The sequence below is a fragment of the Rhizobium sp. 1399 genome, from assembly GCF_031455475.1.
GTDB lineage: Bacteria > Pseudomonadota > Alphaproteobacteria > Rhizobiales > Rhizobiaceae > Rhizobium.
This window is the reverse complement of record NZ_JAVDSU010000016.1, coordinates 64,365-79,603: the sequence shown is the minus strand read 5'-3', so window position 1 is coordinate 79,603 and position 15,239 is coordinate 64,365. Positions and strand designations below refer to the sequence as shown.

The window sequence follows — 15,239 nt, the reverse complement described above, 5'->3', positions numbered from 1 at the left end:
ATGAGTTGACCTTGTTTTGCGGTCCCGCCTCAACCCATCGGGTTCGGCAGGTAGCCGGTAAATCCGCAGATCTTCCACCGCCCCTCGTGGAGCCTGCAATAGTAGAGCGTCTGCCACTGCATAATATCGCGGGTGCCATCACTCTTCGTCAGGCCTCCGTCGAACTTCTTGCGGACAAGCGCCATGTCACCCTCGATTTCGATGTCCTCGAGCGTCGTGGTGGTGAAGATCGCGGTGCGGGTATCCTCCGCGAAGCTCTGTGTGGCAAAATCCTTTGCCTGTCTCAGCCACTCGTCGCGATAGGCCGAAAGTGCGGGGAATGCCAGACGCCACTTGTCGGGGCTGACGTGCTTGCGGCCATCGATGCCGATGAAGCCTTCCTCAACGAAATCATCTTCGACCATCGACCAGTCGGCTGCCAGAAATGCGTCGATGTCGCGGGGCACGAGCATCTCCCAGATGGCGTGCCGTGCAGTATCGGAGGACGGAAAAGGATTCTTGAAAGGATCACGCATCATCGCTCCCGATTTAAATTCTTTTCATAAATGGCGTTTTTCACTGGTCAAAATCTGCTTTCTATGGTCCCTTGTCAACTTATCAAGAAAATAATTTGCAGGGATCCCGACATGTCCATCAAGCGATATGGCACTGTTCAGACCGGCGCCGGCGGCAAGGCGCTGCCTTTCGCGCGCGCGGTCGAGGCTGATGGCTGGCTCTATGTTTCCGGTCAGGTGGCGATGGAAAACGGCGAGATTATCGACGGCAATATCATTGCCCAGACGCACAAGACGATCGCCAATGTGCTCGCCATTCTCGACGAGGCCGGATACGGCGTCGAGGACGTGGTGCGCGTCGGCGTCTGGCTGGACGATCCGCGCGATTTCTGGACATTCAACAAAATCTATCAGGACTATTTCGGCGCACATCCGCCGGCCCGCGCCTGCGTCCAATCGTCCATGATGGTGGATTGCAAGGTCGAAATCGACTGCGTTGCCTACAAGAAGAAGAGTTGACTGACGGATCGGCGGGAGGACAGGCTTGGATATTTTTTCCACATTGCAGGAAGACAGGAGCCGCCTCTCCGCCTCCGAGAGCCGCATCGCCGACATCATCGTCAACGATTTCGAATTCGCCGTGAATGCCTCGATCATCGAGCTTGCCGAACGCGCAGAAGTCTCGCCACCGACGGTCACGCGTTTCTGCCGCCGCCTCGGCTGCGACAGCTTCTCCGATTTCAAGGTGCAGCTCGCGCGCACCGCTCATGTCGGTGTGCGTTACCTGAAGCCGGAATCAAAGAGCAGCGATCCGGCCGATGTCGCCCAGGATATCATCACCAAGGCGCAGAACGCCCTTTTCCTGGTGCACCGCTCGCTGGACCTGACTGCGATCGAGGCCGCCGTTGCGCAGATTGCCAAGGCGGAGATGATCTATGCCTTCGGGTCGGGCGGCAATTCCTCGATGATCGCCGATGAGTTGCAAAATAGGCTCTTTCGGCTTGGCCTGCGCATTACGGCCAGCTCCGACCACAGCATGCAGTTGATGATGGCGGCAGCGGCGAAGGCCGGCGATGTGATCATCGGCTCGTCTTTTTCCGGACGCAATGCCGAACTGGTGCGGGCCTTTGCGCTGGCACGCGAAGCCAAGGTCAAAACCATCGCGCTGACGCAGTCCGACAGCGCCGTCGCAAGGGCCGCCGAGATCGTCGTGCCGATCGATATTCCGGAAGGCACAAACATCTATCGCCCGACATCGACGCGTATCGCCTATATCGCCACCGTCGATATCCTGGCGAGCCTCGTCGCCTACGCCATCCAGCCGAAGGCGACAGTCACGCTGAGGCGCATCAAGCAACAGCTCATCACCCACCGCGACGGCGACGACGACAAGCAGCTGCTCGGCGATTGATCAAGGGAAGGAAGCGGCAAATGACGCAATCAGTGGCAATCGTCACGGGAGCAGCGGGCGATATCGGAGCGGCGATCGCTGGTCGGCTCGCCGATGACCACGACATTATCCTGCTCGCGGACATCAATGCCGACGCTGCAGCAGCCGTTGCCGGCAAACTCGGACCGTCCGACCGCTTCGTCGCCTTCGAATGCGACGTGACCAACGAGACGAGCGTTGCGGCGCTTGCCGGGCGCGCAGTCGATCTTGGCAGCCTACGCACGCTCGTCAACAATGCGGGTGCAGCCCGCGCCGTCAGCCTGCATGATACGACGCCTGAGATCTGGCGTGCCGACAATGCGCTCAATCTCGAAGCGGCATTTCTCTGTTTTCGCGCCGTCGAAGACCAGCTGAAAGCGTCGCGGGGCTCCATGGTCAACATTGCCTCGGTCAACGGCATGAACGTGTTCGGGCATCCTGCCTACAGCGCCGCCAAGGCCGGCCTTCTGCATTTCACCCGGCTGGTCGCCGTTGAATATGGAAAATTCGGCATCCGCGCGAATGCCGTTGCCCCCGGAACGGTGAAGACGCAGGCTTGGGAAGTTCGCGCGGCAGCCAATCCCAATGTGTTCGAGGATGCCCGTCGCTGGTATCCGCTGCAGCGCGTGGTCGATCCGAAAGACGTCGCCAATGCTGTCGCCTTCCTGGCTGGTCCCCAGGCTGCGGCGATTACCGGCGTCTGCTTGCCGGTCGACTGTGGCCTGACAGCCGGTCAGGCCGAGCTTGCCCGTACTTTTTCTCAGTCCGAGCACTACTGAAATTCATAGGATACACCGAGAGGAACGAGATATGAAACCGGCCGACTATCGCCTGGAAAGCAGCTGGAACCCTGATGGCGGACCGAATGGCGCCTTCACTTTCACGCTTTTCAATCTTTCCACTGAGGCGCTTTCCGGTTTCAAGCTTGTCTACACCGCGCTCACTCGCGTCATCGATGCTGCCGCATGCAGCAATGCCACCTTTCTCAGGCGCAACGCCAATTTTCATGAATTCGAACCACCGGCCGGGCTGACCCTCGCTGCTGGTGGAAGCTGGACGTTCACAGTCGCCGGCCTGCACCGCCCGGCGCGGCATTGCACTGATGGAGCAAAGTCCGCCTATCTCACATTGTCATCCGGTAAACATGTGCCGGTCGCCGTTTCCGATCTGCTTCTCGAAGGCCGTACCAGCGAGCCTCCGCCCGCGCTTTTGCCCGAGGGCCGGCTCGATCTGCCTTTTGCGCTGCAGCCGTGGCCGGCCGAAATCGATGCGAAGCCGGGCGATAGCTTTCCGGTCATTCTCTATCCGGAGGGTGCCAGCGCAGACGAATTGTCGGCAATATCCGCCTGCATTTCTCTAACCCGCCGCCTTTTCGAAAGCGACCATTCGGTTTTCAATCTGGTCGCCTCGCCGCAGGGGCGCGCCCTTACGTTCAGCAAGGACGCCTCGCTCGACACCGAAGCCTACCGGCTGACCTTCTCGGCCGATCGCGTGACACTTTCCTATTCCGGCGCTGCTGGGCGCCAGTATGGCCTGACCTCGCTCGCACAAATGCTGAACGGCGCGCGAGTAAGCAAGGGCAAATTCCAATTCCCGGTTTCCGGAACGATTTCCGATCGGCCCCGCTATAGCTGGCGCGGCTGCCATCTCGACGTTTCCAGGCAGTTTTATCCGGTTGATGACGTCAAGCGGCTGATCGACATCCTTGCCTGGTTCAAGCTCAACATCTTCCACTGGCATTTGACCGATGACGAGGCCTGGCGTCTGGAGATCAAGGCCTATCCGCAGCTGACGACAACGGGCGTGTTGCGGGGCCCGGACGAACCGCTGCTCCCGCAGCTTGGCAATGGCGCGGAGCCTGTCGGCGGCTTCTACTCGCAGGACGATGTCAGAGACATCGTCGCGCATGCAAGCGCCCTTCATGTCGAGGTAGTTCCGGAGATCGACATCCCCGGCCACAATGCGGCGACGCTGGTTGCCCTGCCCGATCTGACGGACGGCCAGGAAGCGCCGGATAGCTACCATTCTGTCCAGGGCTATCCGAACAACGCGCTGAACCCGGCCGTGCCGCTGACCTACGAATTCCTGGAAAAGGTCTTCGACGAAATGGTCGAGCTGTTCCCCTCATCCTACATGCATGTCGGCGGCGATGAAGTGGCGAACGGCTCCTGGCTCGCCTCGCCGCTTGCCAGGAAGCTGATGGCCGAAGAAGGCATTTCCGGCACCTTCGGGCTGCAATCCTACTTCCTGAAGCAGGTCAAGACGATGCTCGACAAGCGCCGCCGCAAGCTCGCGGGCTGGAACGAGGTCGCCCATGGCGGCGGGGTCGCGGCAAAGGACAGCCTCTTGATGGCCTGGGAAAATCCGCAGGTCGGCATCGAGCTTGCCGAACAAGGCTATGACGTCGTCATGACGCCGGGTCAGGCCTATTATCTCGATATGGTCCAGGCCGAAGCCTTCCAGGAACCGGGCGCGAGCTGGGCCGGTACGGTACCGCCGGCCCACACCTATGCCTATGAGGCAGCCGGCGAATTCCCGGAGGAATTGAAGCATAAGCTGAAAGGCGTCCAGGCCTGCATCTGGTCGGAGCACTTCCTGTCGCGCGGCTATTTCAACCGCCTCGTCTTCCCACGTCTTCCGGCAATTGCCGAAGCTGCATGGACCCCGAAAGCGTCGAAGGATTGGGACCGTTTCGCTGCGATCGTGGCGCTTAGCCCGAAGCTTTGAGCTGGCAACGATGAAGATTGACATCAGGATGATAATCGCTAGCCCTTACCGAGGGTTTGGTCGGTCAAGGCATCGAGTATCGGATGAGCATCAGGCCGCCCGCTTTGTCTTTCCCTTGAATCAGGATTTCGGCTACACGCCGCATGCGCGCCTTCCCACCCTCAGGCGCGACCGAGATTGATCATGACGATCCTTGTGCGGACGCGGTTTCCCCTCCGCACAAGGAGCGCCTCAAAGCCAGCTGGCGACGATAATGAACCGCTTGATACCCGACGTTTTCCGTAATCCTGCAATCCGGGTGAGCATGATCGCCATCTTCACGTTCGGATTTGCCGGCGCGACGACGACCCCCTATCGGTCCGTGGTCGGCATCCGCGAGCTCGGCCTGTCGAATGAACTCTATGCGGCGCTGATCTTCGCCGCAGCGGCGGTCAACGTGATCGTCAGCATTCTGCTTGGCAATCTTGCCGACCGGCTCGGTGAATATCGTACGATGATGCTTGTTGCGGCGACCTTCGGCGTTGTCGGTTATGGCGCGGTCTTCTTCTTCCCGACGCAGGACATATTTGTCCTCAGCGCGCTTCTGCTACTGCCGGTCTATGGCTGCCTGAACTCGTTGCTCTTTGCCAATGTCCGGGCCGCAGCCCATGGAATGGCGCCGGCTGACGTGGCGACAGTCAATTCTGGCGTTCGGGCGATGATCTCGCTTTCCTGGGTCCTGGTTCCTGGGCTCACGGGGGTTTTGCTCTCCTCCTCTTCGACCATGCTGCCAGCCTATCTCTTCGCCGCTATTTCCTGCCTGGTCTGTGTGGGGCTCGTCGGCTTCCTATTGCCCCGACAGAGCGGCACGGATCGCGCTGCCACCCACCATCTCTCCTATCTCGCCGCACTCGGCCAGGTGATTTCCCCGAAAATCTTCAGCCGGATCACGGCCATCGCGCTGATCAGCAGCACATTGCATGTGAACGACGCCATTTTCCCCCTCGTCGTAACCGGCGCCGCCCGCGGCACTGTCGCCGATATCGGAATTCTGGTCGGGATCGTCGCTCTCCTCGAGGTGGTCTTCATCATCGTCTGGTCGCGCCTGCTGCGCCGCATCAGCCAACTCGCAGCCCTTGCAGCCGGTGCATTGATCTATGCCGTCTACCTGCTGCTACTGGCTTTTGCCCATGAGCCCTGGCATGTCTATGCCCTCACCTTGATCAGTGGCATCGGCGCGGCGTCGCTGATCTCTATTCCCATCACCTATCTGCAGGATCTGATTGCCGAGCGGCCCGGTCTCGGCAGCGCACTGATTTCCGTCAATATCTTCCTCAGCGCCGGACTGAGCGCCCTTCTCTTTGCCGCTGGTACAGCCATCACCAGCTATTCCGGCACTGCGGTGGTCAGTGCCCTCTCTGGTCTTCTCGGGATCGCTTGGCTGCTATTTCTCGATGGACGCCGGTGCTGGACCTGAGGCTGGAATTCGTCGGATTTCTCTTCCTCGTCCGAGAGCTTGGCACCCCTCGCCCCCTATTTCTTGATCGTTACCGATGACATCGCCAAGGAGCGGCGACGGCGCTTGAGAAAGCTTCGGCGCTATCTACACCGCTTTGGTCATTGAGAAACTGGAGGCTTACTGGTCAACAGAACAGATCGCCTGCCGTCTTCTGGCCGACAGCGTTAGCCTGGTTCGCATCGCAAGGAGACGATCTACCGCTTCATCTACGGCGCGGAGGATTACGGGCTCTGCTATTTAGTGAATACTTGAGAAATGAGTTTCAAGGTTTTACTGTCAAATCGCGAAGTAAACCCGTCCCAATGCTGGGCACATATATCAGATCCATCGAGCCACATACCTATCACGCGGCTTGCATTGGGTTCGGCCATTACTTCTTGGTGTTTCACCACCAAGACAGCATTTTTGATCGATTTGATCGGCCATCCTGATGATTGACCATGTTGATCGCGCACTATCATATTGAGGTAACCCAACGCTGAAAGGTTATCAGCGGATTTGCCAATGTAGAGATAGATAGTTCCATTCCCCAGCGCGATGGATTGCTTACAGTCTACCGCGTTGATCCGAGATGAAATTTCATCGCAACAGCATACCATCAGCCCACCCATCATCAATTCGGTTCATCACTTCCCAAGGGAGAACCGCATCATCGATCGCAGTGTTGCGGAACGCACCGCAGTGATAATTTCGGCCTGCCGAAAGAGGGCGTCAGCGAGTCTCTTGCCAACCCGCGCGGGCTGAATTGGAGATAGCAAGAACCCGTTCGTAAAATTCATGTCAATACCTATGAGGCCACGAGAGTTCCATCGTCATCGACCCAAATGATTCCTGGAATACTGTAAAAATAGGTAACCAAGTCCACGTCATATTCATCATGCACTTGCTCTGGCCATTGGGCGGAAAGTTGCATTACGATGTCCTTCGGAGATGCACTCCACTGCGCTTCGCTGTCGCTGATTGTGAACCTCGGATTTGGGTTGGCTGCAGATACATAGCAATCCACTCCCGGGGCGATGAACTTAATCCTTCCGGAAGTCAGCAATTGCTCAATCAAGCAAAAAAAAGTTTGCTTTTGCTGCTCGAAAGAAAGGGAACGGGTGTGAGCGCTAGTTGCGCTGAAAAGGCCAGCGATGGAGAGTCCAAACGAATCCCGAACAATTTCATCAATTTGTTCGATATGCCTCACGGGGCACCTCCTTTAATAAACTTTATCTCAGGATTATATGTCATACCGACGGCGTTTTTGGGCAGGTCTATCGTCCATGCTGGTCCAGTTAGGCCCGATGAGGAAGAAAAGTCTCTAAGGGTGAAATTGCCACCCGGCGTGTTGACAACATAGATAGAACCTTTTCCAGGGATAGTCCTTGGTGCGGGCAAAGATGAAACTCCGGTGAGTTCCAGAAAGAACTGATGGACTTGTGCATCGGTCGCGCCAGTGAACATGGCTGCATTTCCACGGTTTGGGATGGCGGTGAAAACTGTCTGGCCGATGGTCACCATCCCCGAGGACTTTGAAAAGAGATTGATGGCTTGCTGAAGCGTTGCCGACGGAGGAGGCTTTACGCCCCCCGACGCACTTTGTGCTGCCTCGCGTTCCGCGATCCTTTGCTGGTACGCAAAGGGACCGCCTATGCCAGCGAACATACCATTGAAGATATCCCATGGCAGCATCGCCTGATCAACGCCTGCGTTTGCAAATCGTATGCTATCAATAATCTCCGCCTGCCGAAGTAGGCTGCCGGCTATGTCGATCCGTGTGACATGCTCCTGATTGTAGACCTCCGACGCTAGATCGTAGAACCTAACGAGGTATGGAAAGAAATTCGCGTTGATCGAGCTGTCGCGGTATAGGTCTCCATTCGCATGGAAATAGATCTGACCGCAATTGGAGGATCCGGCGTTGCAGATGCCCGGAATAGATCCTTTGGGTGCGATGCTGTCCAGGAAAGCGGATGCCGCATCGTTTTGCGGATAGTCAGCGCCCGTGATATCCACCTGTTTAACCGCTTGCCGCGTGAGATCGGCAATCGCAAGTTCGACCGCCTCGCTGGAACAACTATCCGCGCTGGCGCAATAGCCCTGCTGGACTGCATAGCGGGCAGCGTTGGCAGCAATCAGCTTCGCTTCCTCAAGATGAAGTTGCCGATTGAAGCTCTCTGCGTCGAGCGCAATAGAGGCCCCCTGGTTTCCGCCGACTGCCATGCCGACGAGAACTGATGCCCATTGACCGAGCGCATTGCGCTCTTCCTGCGTCAGATTCGGATTATCCATCAGCGCCTTGCCGATGACCGCACCGATCAATTCCTGGGTGCCACCAGCGAAGGCACCGAGACCTATATTTCCTCCGGAAACCACTGCCGTGAGCGCGCCCGCCGCCGCATGCAGTGCGATCTTTTCGGGACTTCCATCGGCAAAGCCGAGCTTCTGTGAGATCTCGCCGATTGCCATGTTGAGTAGTTGCGAGACTGCCGCAGCATTCTCCTGCCGGCGCTTCAGTGTTTCGATGTCATAGAATTCGACCTGCGTATTCGCCTTCGACAAATCAGTATTGAGGTTGGCGAGATCCTGCTTCTGATCACTGAGCGTCAGCTTGCCCGGCGACAGGGTCGCCAGCGCTGCGCCGTGATCGTCCTGCCTCGCGGGCATATCGACGGCCGGCAGCGGTATGCCGCTCGGGCTGAGAACGATCCCATAGCCGGAGGTCGAGGCGCTCGAAGCATTTTCTATATTGGAATAGGTGAGTGCCGTGGCACTCAGCTCGTTGTTCTGAGGATCGGCCGTGGAGACAATGGCGCCGCCCTTGAGATCGACCGTACCGCCGGCAGCCACATGGTAACCGCCGCTACCTGCGACTATCCCGGCCTGTTCGGAGACATTCGCATAGTCTCCGTCGACTTTTCCTGTGCTGGCGCCGCCGGACAGCTTTCCGGTGGAGGATAGTCCGATCGATACGCCGGCCGTTTTTTCCCGGTAGGTCGCGGTATCCTGCTGGCTGACGATGTTGAGATCACCGCCGACATTCGCAATGACGGTGTTGCCTGACACGACAGCACCCTTCAGCGTCGTATCGTCACCCGAGTTCAGCGCGACAGCACCGGAGCCCGTGACGTGGCTGTTGACCTGCGTAACGCCATTCTGGCCCAACTTGCCCATGCCTGCGCTGGCGCTGGCGGTCAGGCCAACTCCACCGCCGAATTCTGCGCCGACGCCGATGCTGGCCCCCGCAAACTTGCTTTTACTCGAGCTTTCGCTCGTCGCCTGTGCACTTTCCAGAACGATATCATGACCGGCAGACAGGAGAACGTTGCCCGCATTCGCATCGCCTGAAAGCGTCCGAGCGCCATTTGCATCGTAGCCGGCTGCGATCTGGGCGCCATGACCTGTGAGGTCACCCGAGGTGGCCTCTATGGCGACTGCATTGCCGGCTCGTATCGTCGTGACGACGGGCGTTGACGAAGCTGCCGCATTCTCTTGCTTCTGGTAGGTAAAGCCGACCGTCAGCGATGCGGATCCGGGACTCGTCTTGTGCTTGATGATGTCGTCGAATGTTTTGTACGCGTTGATTGCCGCAAGTGCGGTCGGTGCCGCCGCGTAAAGACCACCACCGTTGCCTAAACCGCTTGCCGCCGACTGCACACTTTCTGCCGCGCTGACGAGCCCGGACGAGACCGACAGGCTCACTCCGGCAAAGAGCTCTTCATGCATGGCGCTGTAGTTGCTGACATCCTGCGCGGAGAGCAGATTGACGTTGCGGTCTGCGAGGATGGCCACGTCATGGTCGGCTTCAACCTTCGCGGCTTGGAGATTGGCATCACGACCTGCCGTAATCGTCAAATCGCGACCGGCACTCAGCGTAGACGCGGCATTCGTCGAAGCCGATTGGGCCGTCTTATCGACAGATTTGCCATAACCGATGCCGATCGAGGCCCCGCCATTACCGAAGGAGAACGAAAGGCCGAAGCCGGAACGCTTTTCCTGCTCGGACGCAGCACTGCTTTCCGAACCCGGCGTGATGTTGACGTCGCGGGCCGCCGACAGATTGATGTCTCGCCCGGCATTGATGCCGGAGCCGATGACATTGACGTCCGTGTCGCGCGCCTTGAGCGTCACATCCGTCCCAGCCGAAAGCACCGAGGCGACGTTGAATTCCGAGGCCTGGCTCTTGTCCTTCTGCTCCTTGCCCCAGAGCGAGATGAAGCCGCCGCCGGAGCCGGCGAACAGGCCGGACTTCTTGCTGCTGCTTTCGAACTGGTGCTGTTCTTCGGCGCCGATGATTGAGACGCTGTCGCCGGCAAGGCTGATCGCGTCGCCCGCCGTGACCTTCGAGCCCGCGATGACGGCGTTGCCGCCGGCATTCAGATTGATGGCGCCGGAGGCGGAGAGCTCGGAGGCGACCGTTGCTTCATCATAACTGTGAAGCGTCGAGCTTTTCTTGGACAGGAAGCCCTTGCTCGAGGAAGCCTGTTCGAATTCCGTCGTTTCCCTGCCGGAGGCGATCAGCAGATCGCCGCCGGTCGTCACGTCGATATTGGCCTTGTTGACGTCATCGCCGGCCGTCAGCTTCGACGCGGAAACGACGGTGTCGCCGCCGGAGGTGATCGAGACCCCTTTCCCGCCGCTGACGGACGATCCGACCACCGTCTGCGTCTCGGCATGGCTGGTCGTCTTCTTGCCGCCGCCGAACAGGCCGCCCTTCTTCTTGTAGCTGTAGTCGGTCGTGGTGGTCTCGACGGCTTCGGCGATTGTCACGTCGCCGGCCGCCTTGAGGCCGAGCGTTCCTTCGGCTGCAACCGTGCTGCCGATGACATTGAGGTTGCCGCCGGCCTCGGCGGCGATCGACCCGCCGGCGGTGATCTCGGAGCTGGTCACCGTCGTCTCGACCCTGGTTGTCGTGCTGCGCCGGTCGCGTTTCGTCCTGGTCGTCGTCTTCCCGGTCGCGGAAATGTTGATATCGCCGTTCGAGTTCAGGGCGAGATTGCCGCCGGCCGCCACTTTCGAGCCGGCGACGAGAATGCCGTCATCGCCCTTGATCGAGAGATTGCCACCTGTAGAGACCGAGCCGTTGACGATCGAAACGTTGTCGGCGGTGAGGCTGGCGTTGCCACCCGCTTTGAGGCTGCCGCCGGTGGCTGCGATCGATGTGCCGGAGACGGCAAGATTGCCGTTCGAGGCAATCATCCCGGAGGTGGCGAGAACGCCGGCGTCGATGGTGACGTCCTTGCCTGCGATGACAGCGCCGGCCGAGGCAAGCCGTTCCTTGTCGCCGGGTGCAAGATGCAGCACAGGGGCGAGCACGCTTTTGCCATCCACCACCTGCCATTCGTAGACGACGACGGATTGGGTCAGGCCGGCAATCTCTTCCGCCGTCAGCGGCTCGCCGAGCGCATGCTGATGTGCTCCGAGATAATCGGCCCCGTTGTCGAGCAATTGCTTTATCTGGGTGACCGTATCATCACCGACAAAGCCGGAGCCGGTCACCTGTCTCAGCTGCTGCTCGACATACTGGTTCTCGAAATAGGCGTCTCCGAGGAACAGGATCTGATGATCCGGCTGGTAGCCGATACGATCAAGGAAATAGCTGGAGCCGTAGAACTTCGACACGTCGAGGAAGGCGGCGCGGGTCTCGAACAGGAAAGACTGGCCGGGGATGGTGCCGCCAAAGCCGCCGGATTGCGGCGCTGCAACGCCGCCGAGCGTGAACAGAGCCCCGCTCGCCGTCATGCCGGCCAGCAATGTGGTCGGATCGCTCGAGCGTGCAGGCGCGGCAACCGCCACATGGTCGGCGATCGTTCCGGCAAGGGCGGTATTGTTGACGGCGGCAAAGCCGCCGATGCCGAGCGTTCCCCCTGAGCGGATCGTTGCGGGAACGCCGCCGATCGCCGTGACACTCTCCACCGTGTCGCCAGGGAACAGATCCTTCGACGAATCGCGGGTGCCAAACGGGTTGAGCTCTCTGGTCGTGACCAGATAGCCATCGCCGTTGCCGCCCGTTTCGCCGGTGTGCCGCTCCATCCACTCCTTCGCGATGAAGGCGGGATAGTACTCACAGCCTCTTGTCTCATCGCAGGTCAACGAAACAGTACGCTGCAACTGCAGGCCAAGATTGGTCAGCGTGCCGGTGCCCGTGAGCGTCATGCCTGAGCCGGCTTCGATGGCGCTATAGGCGTTGGTGAGATCGACGGTATCGATGGACAATATGTTGCCGGCCTTGATCAGCGCCGCCGGGCTTCCGTACGAAAGAACCCGGTCTTCGACAACATTCCGGTACACGTGGTGATCGGCATCTTCCGTGATGTAGATCGTGCCATTGTATTCGATCCCGCTGCCCGGGGAGCAGGTTGGGCAGAGTCTTCCCTCGAGACTGTCATAGGCGGTGACGGGCGTACTGGAGATCAGCTGGCTCGAGACCGTCGGAGCGACGATCTTTTCGTTGCGCAGATTTGCGGTGACGATCGCCATGTTTCGGTCTGATGTGATCAGGCCGGATCGGTTGACGATGGCAGCGTTGCGCGCTCCATTAGCGCTGCCGGCGATCGCAAGATCACGACCGGCGATAACAGCGCCCTGATCGTTGGCAAGCACGCCGCCCACGAACAACGCCCCATCATTGCCGGCATAGACCAGCCCGGTGGCGGTGTTGGCAAGGTTGCCGGAGACGTTGACGATGAGATCGTTGCCAGCGGCAAGCTGGCCGGCATTGGTCAATTGCGGGAGGGAGAGCGTCAGGTCGTGGGCGGCCAGCAGATTGGTGGCGTTGGTTGTGGCAACGCTGCCTGCGGCGATGGTGATGTCGCCGGAGCCGCTGATACCGCTGGTGGCACTGCGGGAGGTTACCGCGTTGAGCTGCGTTCCCCTCAGATCGGCTGCCCCCGAGGACGCAAGATCAATGCCGCCGAAGGTCAGCTGACTGCCGGAGAGATTGGCGCTGTCGGTATCGATATGCAGCGTGCCCGATGTGGCAAGCCCGCTCCGGTTGCCGGAGAGATCGACATGCCGCGCATTGATCGTGATGTCGCCGCCGGCGGCGGTGCGTTTGTCGAGGCTGATGACACCTGCCAGCGACGACAGCGATACGGCCTCGTTTGCCTCCAGGCTGGCGTAGCGGATATCGCCACCGGCCGACGCCTGCAGATTGCCGCCGGCAAGGACGCCGCCCGAGAGCCCGAGGTTAAGACCGGCAAGCAGAGCTATATCGCCCTGCGAAAGCAACGTGCCGGCTGTGATCGCGCCGGAAGCGGCCGTAACCGACAGGGTCGCGTCGGACTGCGCCATGCCGGTGATGGCGATACTTCCAGCCGCTGACGACAGCGACATCGGCCCCGCCGTTGCCGCCTCGGTGAGGGTCAGATTGCCATCGGCCAGGACGCTGAGGGCGCCATTGCCGGCGAGCATGCCGCTGACGTCGACCAGACCTGTCCCGCCATCGATGAGGATATCCTCTTCGGCCGCAACCGATCCCAGACTGACATCCTTGCCCGCCTTGACCGATACCGCCTTCTTCGAGGTTAGCCGGCCCGCCGTCACGCTCCGCTTAGAGGCGATGGCGACGCCTTTGCGGCCCGACGCATTGCCGATCGAGATCTTGCCGTCCGCTGACAGCGAAAGTTCTCCGACATTGGCCGCCATATCGGCGCGCATGCGCACACCTGCGCCTTTTTCCGTGACGACCATCTTGATGCGGCCGGCCTGCATGGCGCCGAGTGCCGAGCCGTCGATTGCGTATTCGGGCGTTCCTGATGTCGCGTCGAGGGTCGTCGCTTCGCCGGTGGCGTAGTCAAACTTGCTTTGGCCCGCCGTCAGGCGCAGGTCCTTGCCATAGACCGGGCCATCGACCTTTATGGTGCGGGATATGACGTCGAAGATGTCGACCGCACCGTCGCCGGATGCGAAGTTCGCGCCCTTCGGGCCGAAGGTGACCTCCCCATCCCTCACCGTGAAGCCGTTCAGCCGTCCATCAGCGCCGATATCAGGGGCGCCCGTCGTCAATGTGGCGTGCGGTGTGTTGATGAAGCCGCAGCCGTCGCAGGTGATGCCGTTCGGATTGGCGATGATGACATCGGCCCGGCCGCCGAATACTTCGACTGGCCCTTCCAGTGCACTTCGCCTGCCGCTGGTGACTTCATTCAGGATGACCGAAGCCGGGCCGCTGTTGCGCAGGTTCGCATTGCCTGGCGTGACACCGCCGAGCTTGGACGTTCCGACCTCACCATTGTGGTTGTTCAGGATCAGACCGGGTGTGCCGACATTAAAGTCGCCATATTTATTGTGGGAGAGACCGGCGCCGTTTGGCGTCACGATATCGATTAAGGGGATGCTGTTTGGCGCCGCGCCGATGTCAGGACGGTTTGCGGCCGGTGCTCCCACATCCGGCGTTACCTGCTGGGCCTGCAGCAAGGCCGGCTGAAACAGGAGAAGGCCACTGAGAAACGTCGCAACTGCCTTGCGCGCCAGATCGGAAGGCGCATGCTGCTCCTTACGCTTCGTGGATCCAACGGGAATTCCGCGCCAAACGGAAAAAAGCAACCCGGACTTGCGCATGCTGTCACAACCTCTGCCCAATCAACCCGGTTGCAATGCAACAAACGAGCAATCAGGCAATGCGACAACTTAGTGGCGAGAGTCAACGTGCACGAGAAAACTGTTCAATCTTAAGATGATGATTTTCTTAATACGACGCCGACGATTTCAGACAATACCTATCGGCATTTGTTTTTTGAGACTAAATATATTTAATTAAATCAAGTTATTAGTGGCAATGATGGCACCAAAGCTGCCGCAGAACCCCGCGATGGGAGACGCGAGCAACCTTCTGTTGAGACCGCGTTAAGCTTGGCGAAAGATTCAATCTCTACGAGGTTTACCGTAGGCGGGAAAATGCTCGCTTGGCGAGCGATTCCGGTATTTGCGAAGATAAGACGGTGAGGCATGGAATTGCGTTATTGCGTGAAAGGGATGGTCCTTCTGGGTGCTGCAGCGGCGCTCTGGTCGGCTGGACCCGCCGTGATGCGGGGACCAAGTGCAGTTGCTGCGGAGCCTCCTCTCCAATCGACACGTTTCGATGATTGGCACTATCGCTGCGGTGGCGCGG

General features: G+C 59.5%; 9 protein-coding genes and 1 pseudogene. 6 read left to right on the top strand and 4 right to left on the bottom strand.

Annotated elements, in window-relative coordinates; all coding sequences use genetic code 11:
- Nucleotides 1-29 precede the first annotated feature (29 nt).
- Nucleotides 30-515 carry a hypothetical protein gene (locus J2X71_RS32920; protein ID WP_310389161.1) on the bottom strand — a complete coding sequence of 162 codons (486 nt, stop codon included), beginning with the start codon at nucleotides 513-515 and terminating at the stop codon, nucleotides 30-32.
- Nucleotides 516-626: 111 nt separating this feature from the next.
- Between J2X71_RS32920 and J2X71_RS32915 the strand changes: the two genes are divergently transcribed.
- The 6 genes and pseudogenes from J2X71_RS32915 to J2X71_RS38185 all read left to right on the top strand — a co-directional run.
- Nucleotides 627-1,013 (top strand): RidA family protein, encoded by a 387-nt coding sequence (locus J2X71_RS32915; protein ID WP_113325728.1) that lies wholly within the window; start codon nucleotides 627-629, stop codon nucleotides 1,011-1,013.
- A gap of 25 nt (nucleotides 1,014-1,038) precedes the next feature.
- Complete coding sequence (locus J2X71_RS32910) at nucleotides 1,039-1,905, top strand: MurR/RpiR family transcriptional regulator (protein WP_310389035.1); 867 nt, start codon at nucleotides 1,039-1,041, stop codon at nucleotides 1,903-1,905.
- A 20-nt stretch (nucleotides 1,906-1,925) separates the two neighbouring features.
- A complete protein-coding gene (locus J2X71_RS32905) occupies nucleotides 1,926-2,702 on the top strand; it encodes an SDR family oxidoreductase (RefSeq protein WP_310389033.1) in 777 nt (258 codons plus the stop codon).
- Nucleotides 2,703-2,733: 31 nt separating this feature from the next.
- Complete coding sequence (locus tag J2X71_RS32900) at nucleotides 2,734-4,650, top strand: beta-N-acetylhexosaminidase (protein ID WP_310389032.1); 1,917 nt, start codon at nucleotides 2,734-2,736, stop codon at nucleotides 4,648-4,650.
- 253 nt (nucleotides 4,651-4,903) lie between these two features.
- Nucleotides 4,904-6,106 (top strand): MFS transporter, encoded by a 1,203-nt coding sequence (locus J2X71_RS32895; protein WP_310389029.1) that lies wholly within the window; start codon nucleotides 4,904-4,906, stop codon nucleotides 6,104-6,106.
- A gap of 78 nt (nucleotides 6,107-6,184) precedes the next feature.
- Nucleotides 6,185-6,379, top strand: a pseudogene (locus J2X71_RS38185) (IS30 family transposase); the annotation flags it as partial.
- 2 nt (nucleotides 6,380-6,381) lie between these two features.
- On the opposite strand, the gene J2X71_RS32890 reads toward J2X71_RS38185, so the two are convergent.
- The 3 genes from J2X71_RS32890 to J2X71_RS32880 form a co-directional block, all read right to left on the bottom strand.
- Entirely contained in the window at nucleotides 6,382-6,762 is a 381-nt protein-coding gene (locus J2X71_RS32890) for a hypothetical protein (protein WP_310389027.1), read from the bottom strand.
- Between the two features lie 173 nt (nucleotides 6,763-6,935).
- Nucleotides 6,936-7,337 (bottom strand): hypothetical protein, encoded by a 402-nt coding sequence (locus tag J2X71_RS32885; RefSeq protein ID WP_310389025.1) that lies wholly within the window; start codon nucleotides 7,335-7,337, stop codon nucleotides 6,936-6,938.
- A complete protein-coding gene (locus tag J2X71_RS32880; RefSeq protein ID WP_310389023.1) occupies nucleotides 7,334-14,689 on the bottom strand; it encodes a hemagglutinin repeat-containing protein in 7,356 nt (2,451 codons plus the stop codon). The genes J2X71_RS32885 and J2X71_RS32880 overlap by 4 nt, the downstream gene beginning before the upstream one ends.
- Nucleotides 14,690-15,239 lie beyond the last annotated feature (550 nt).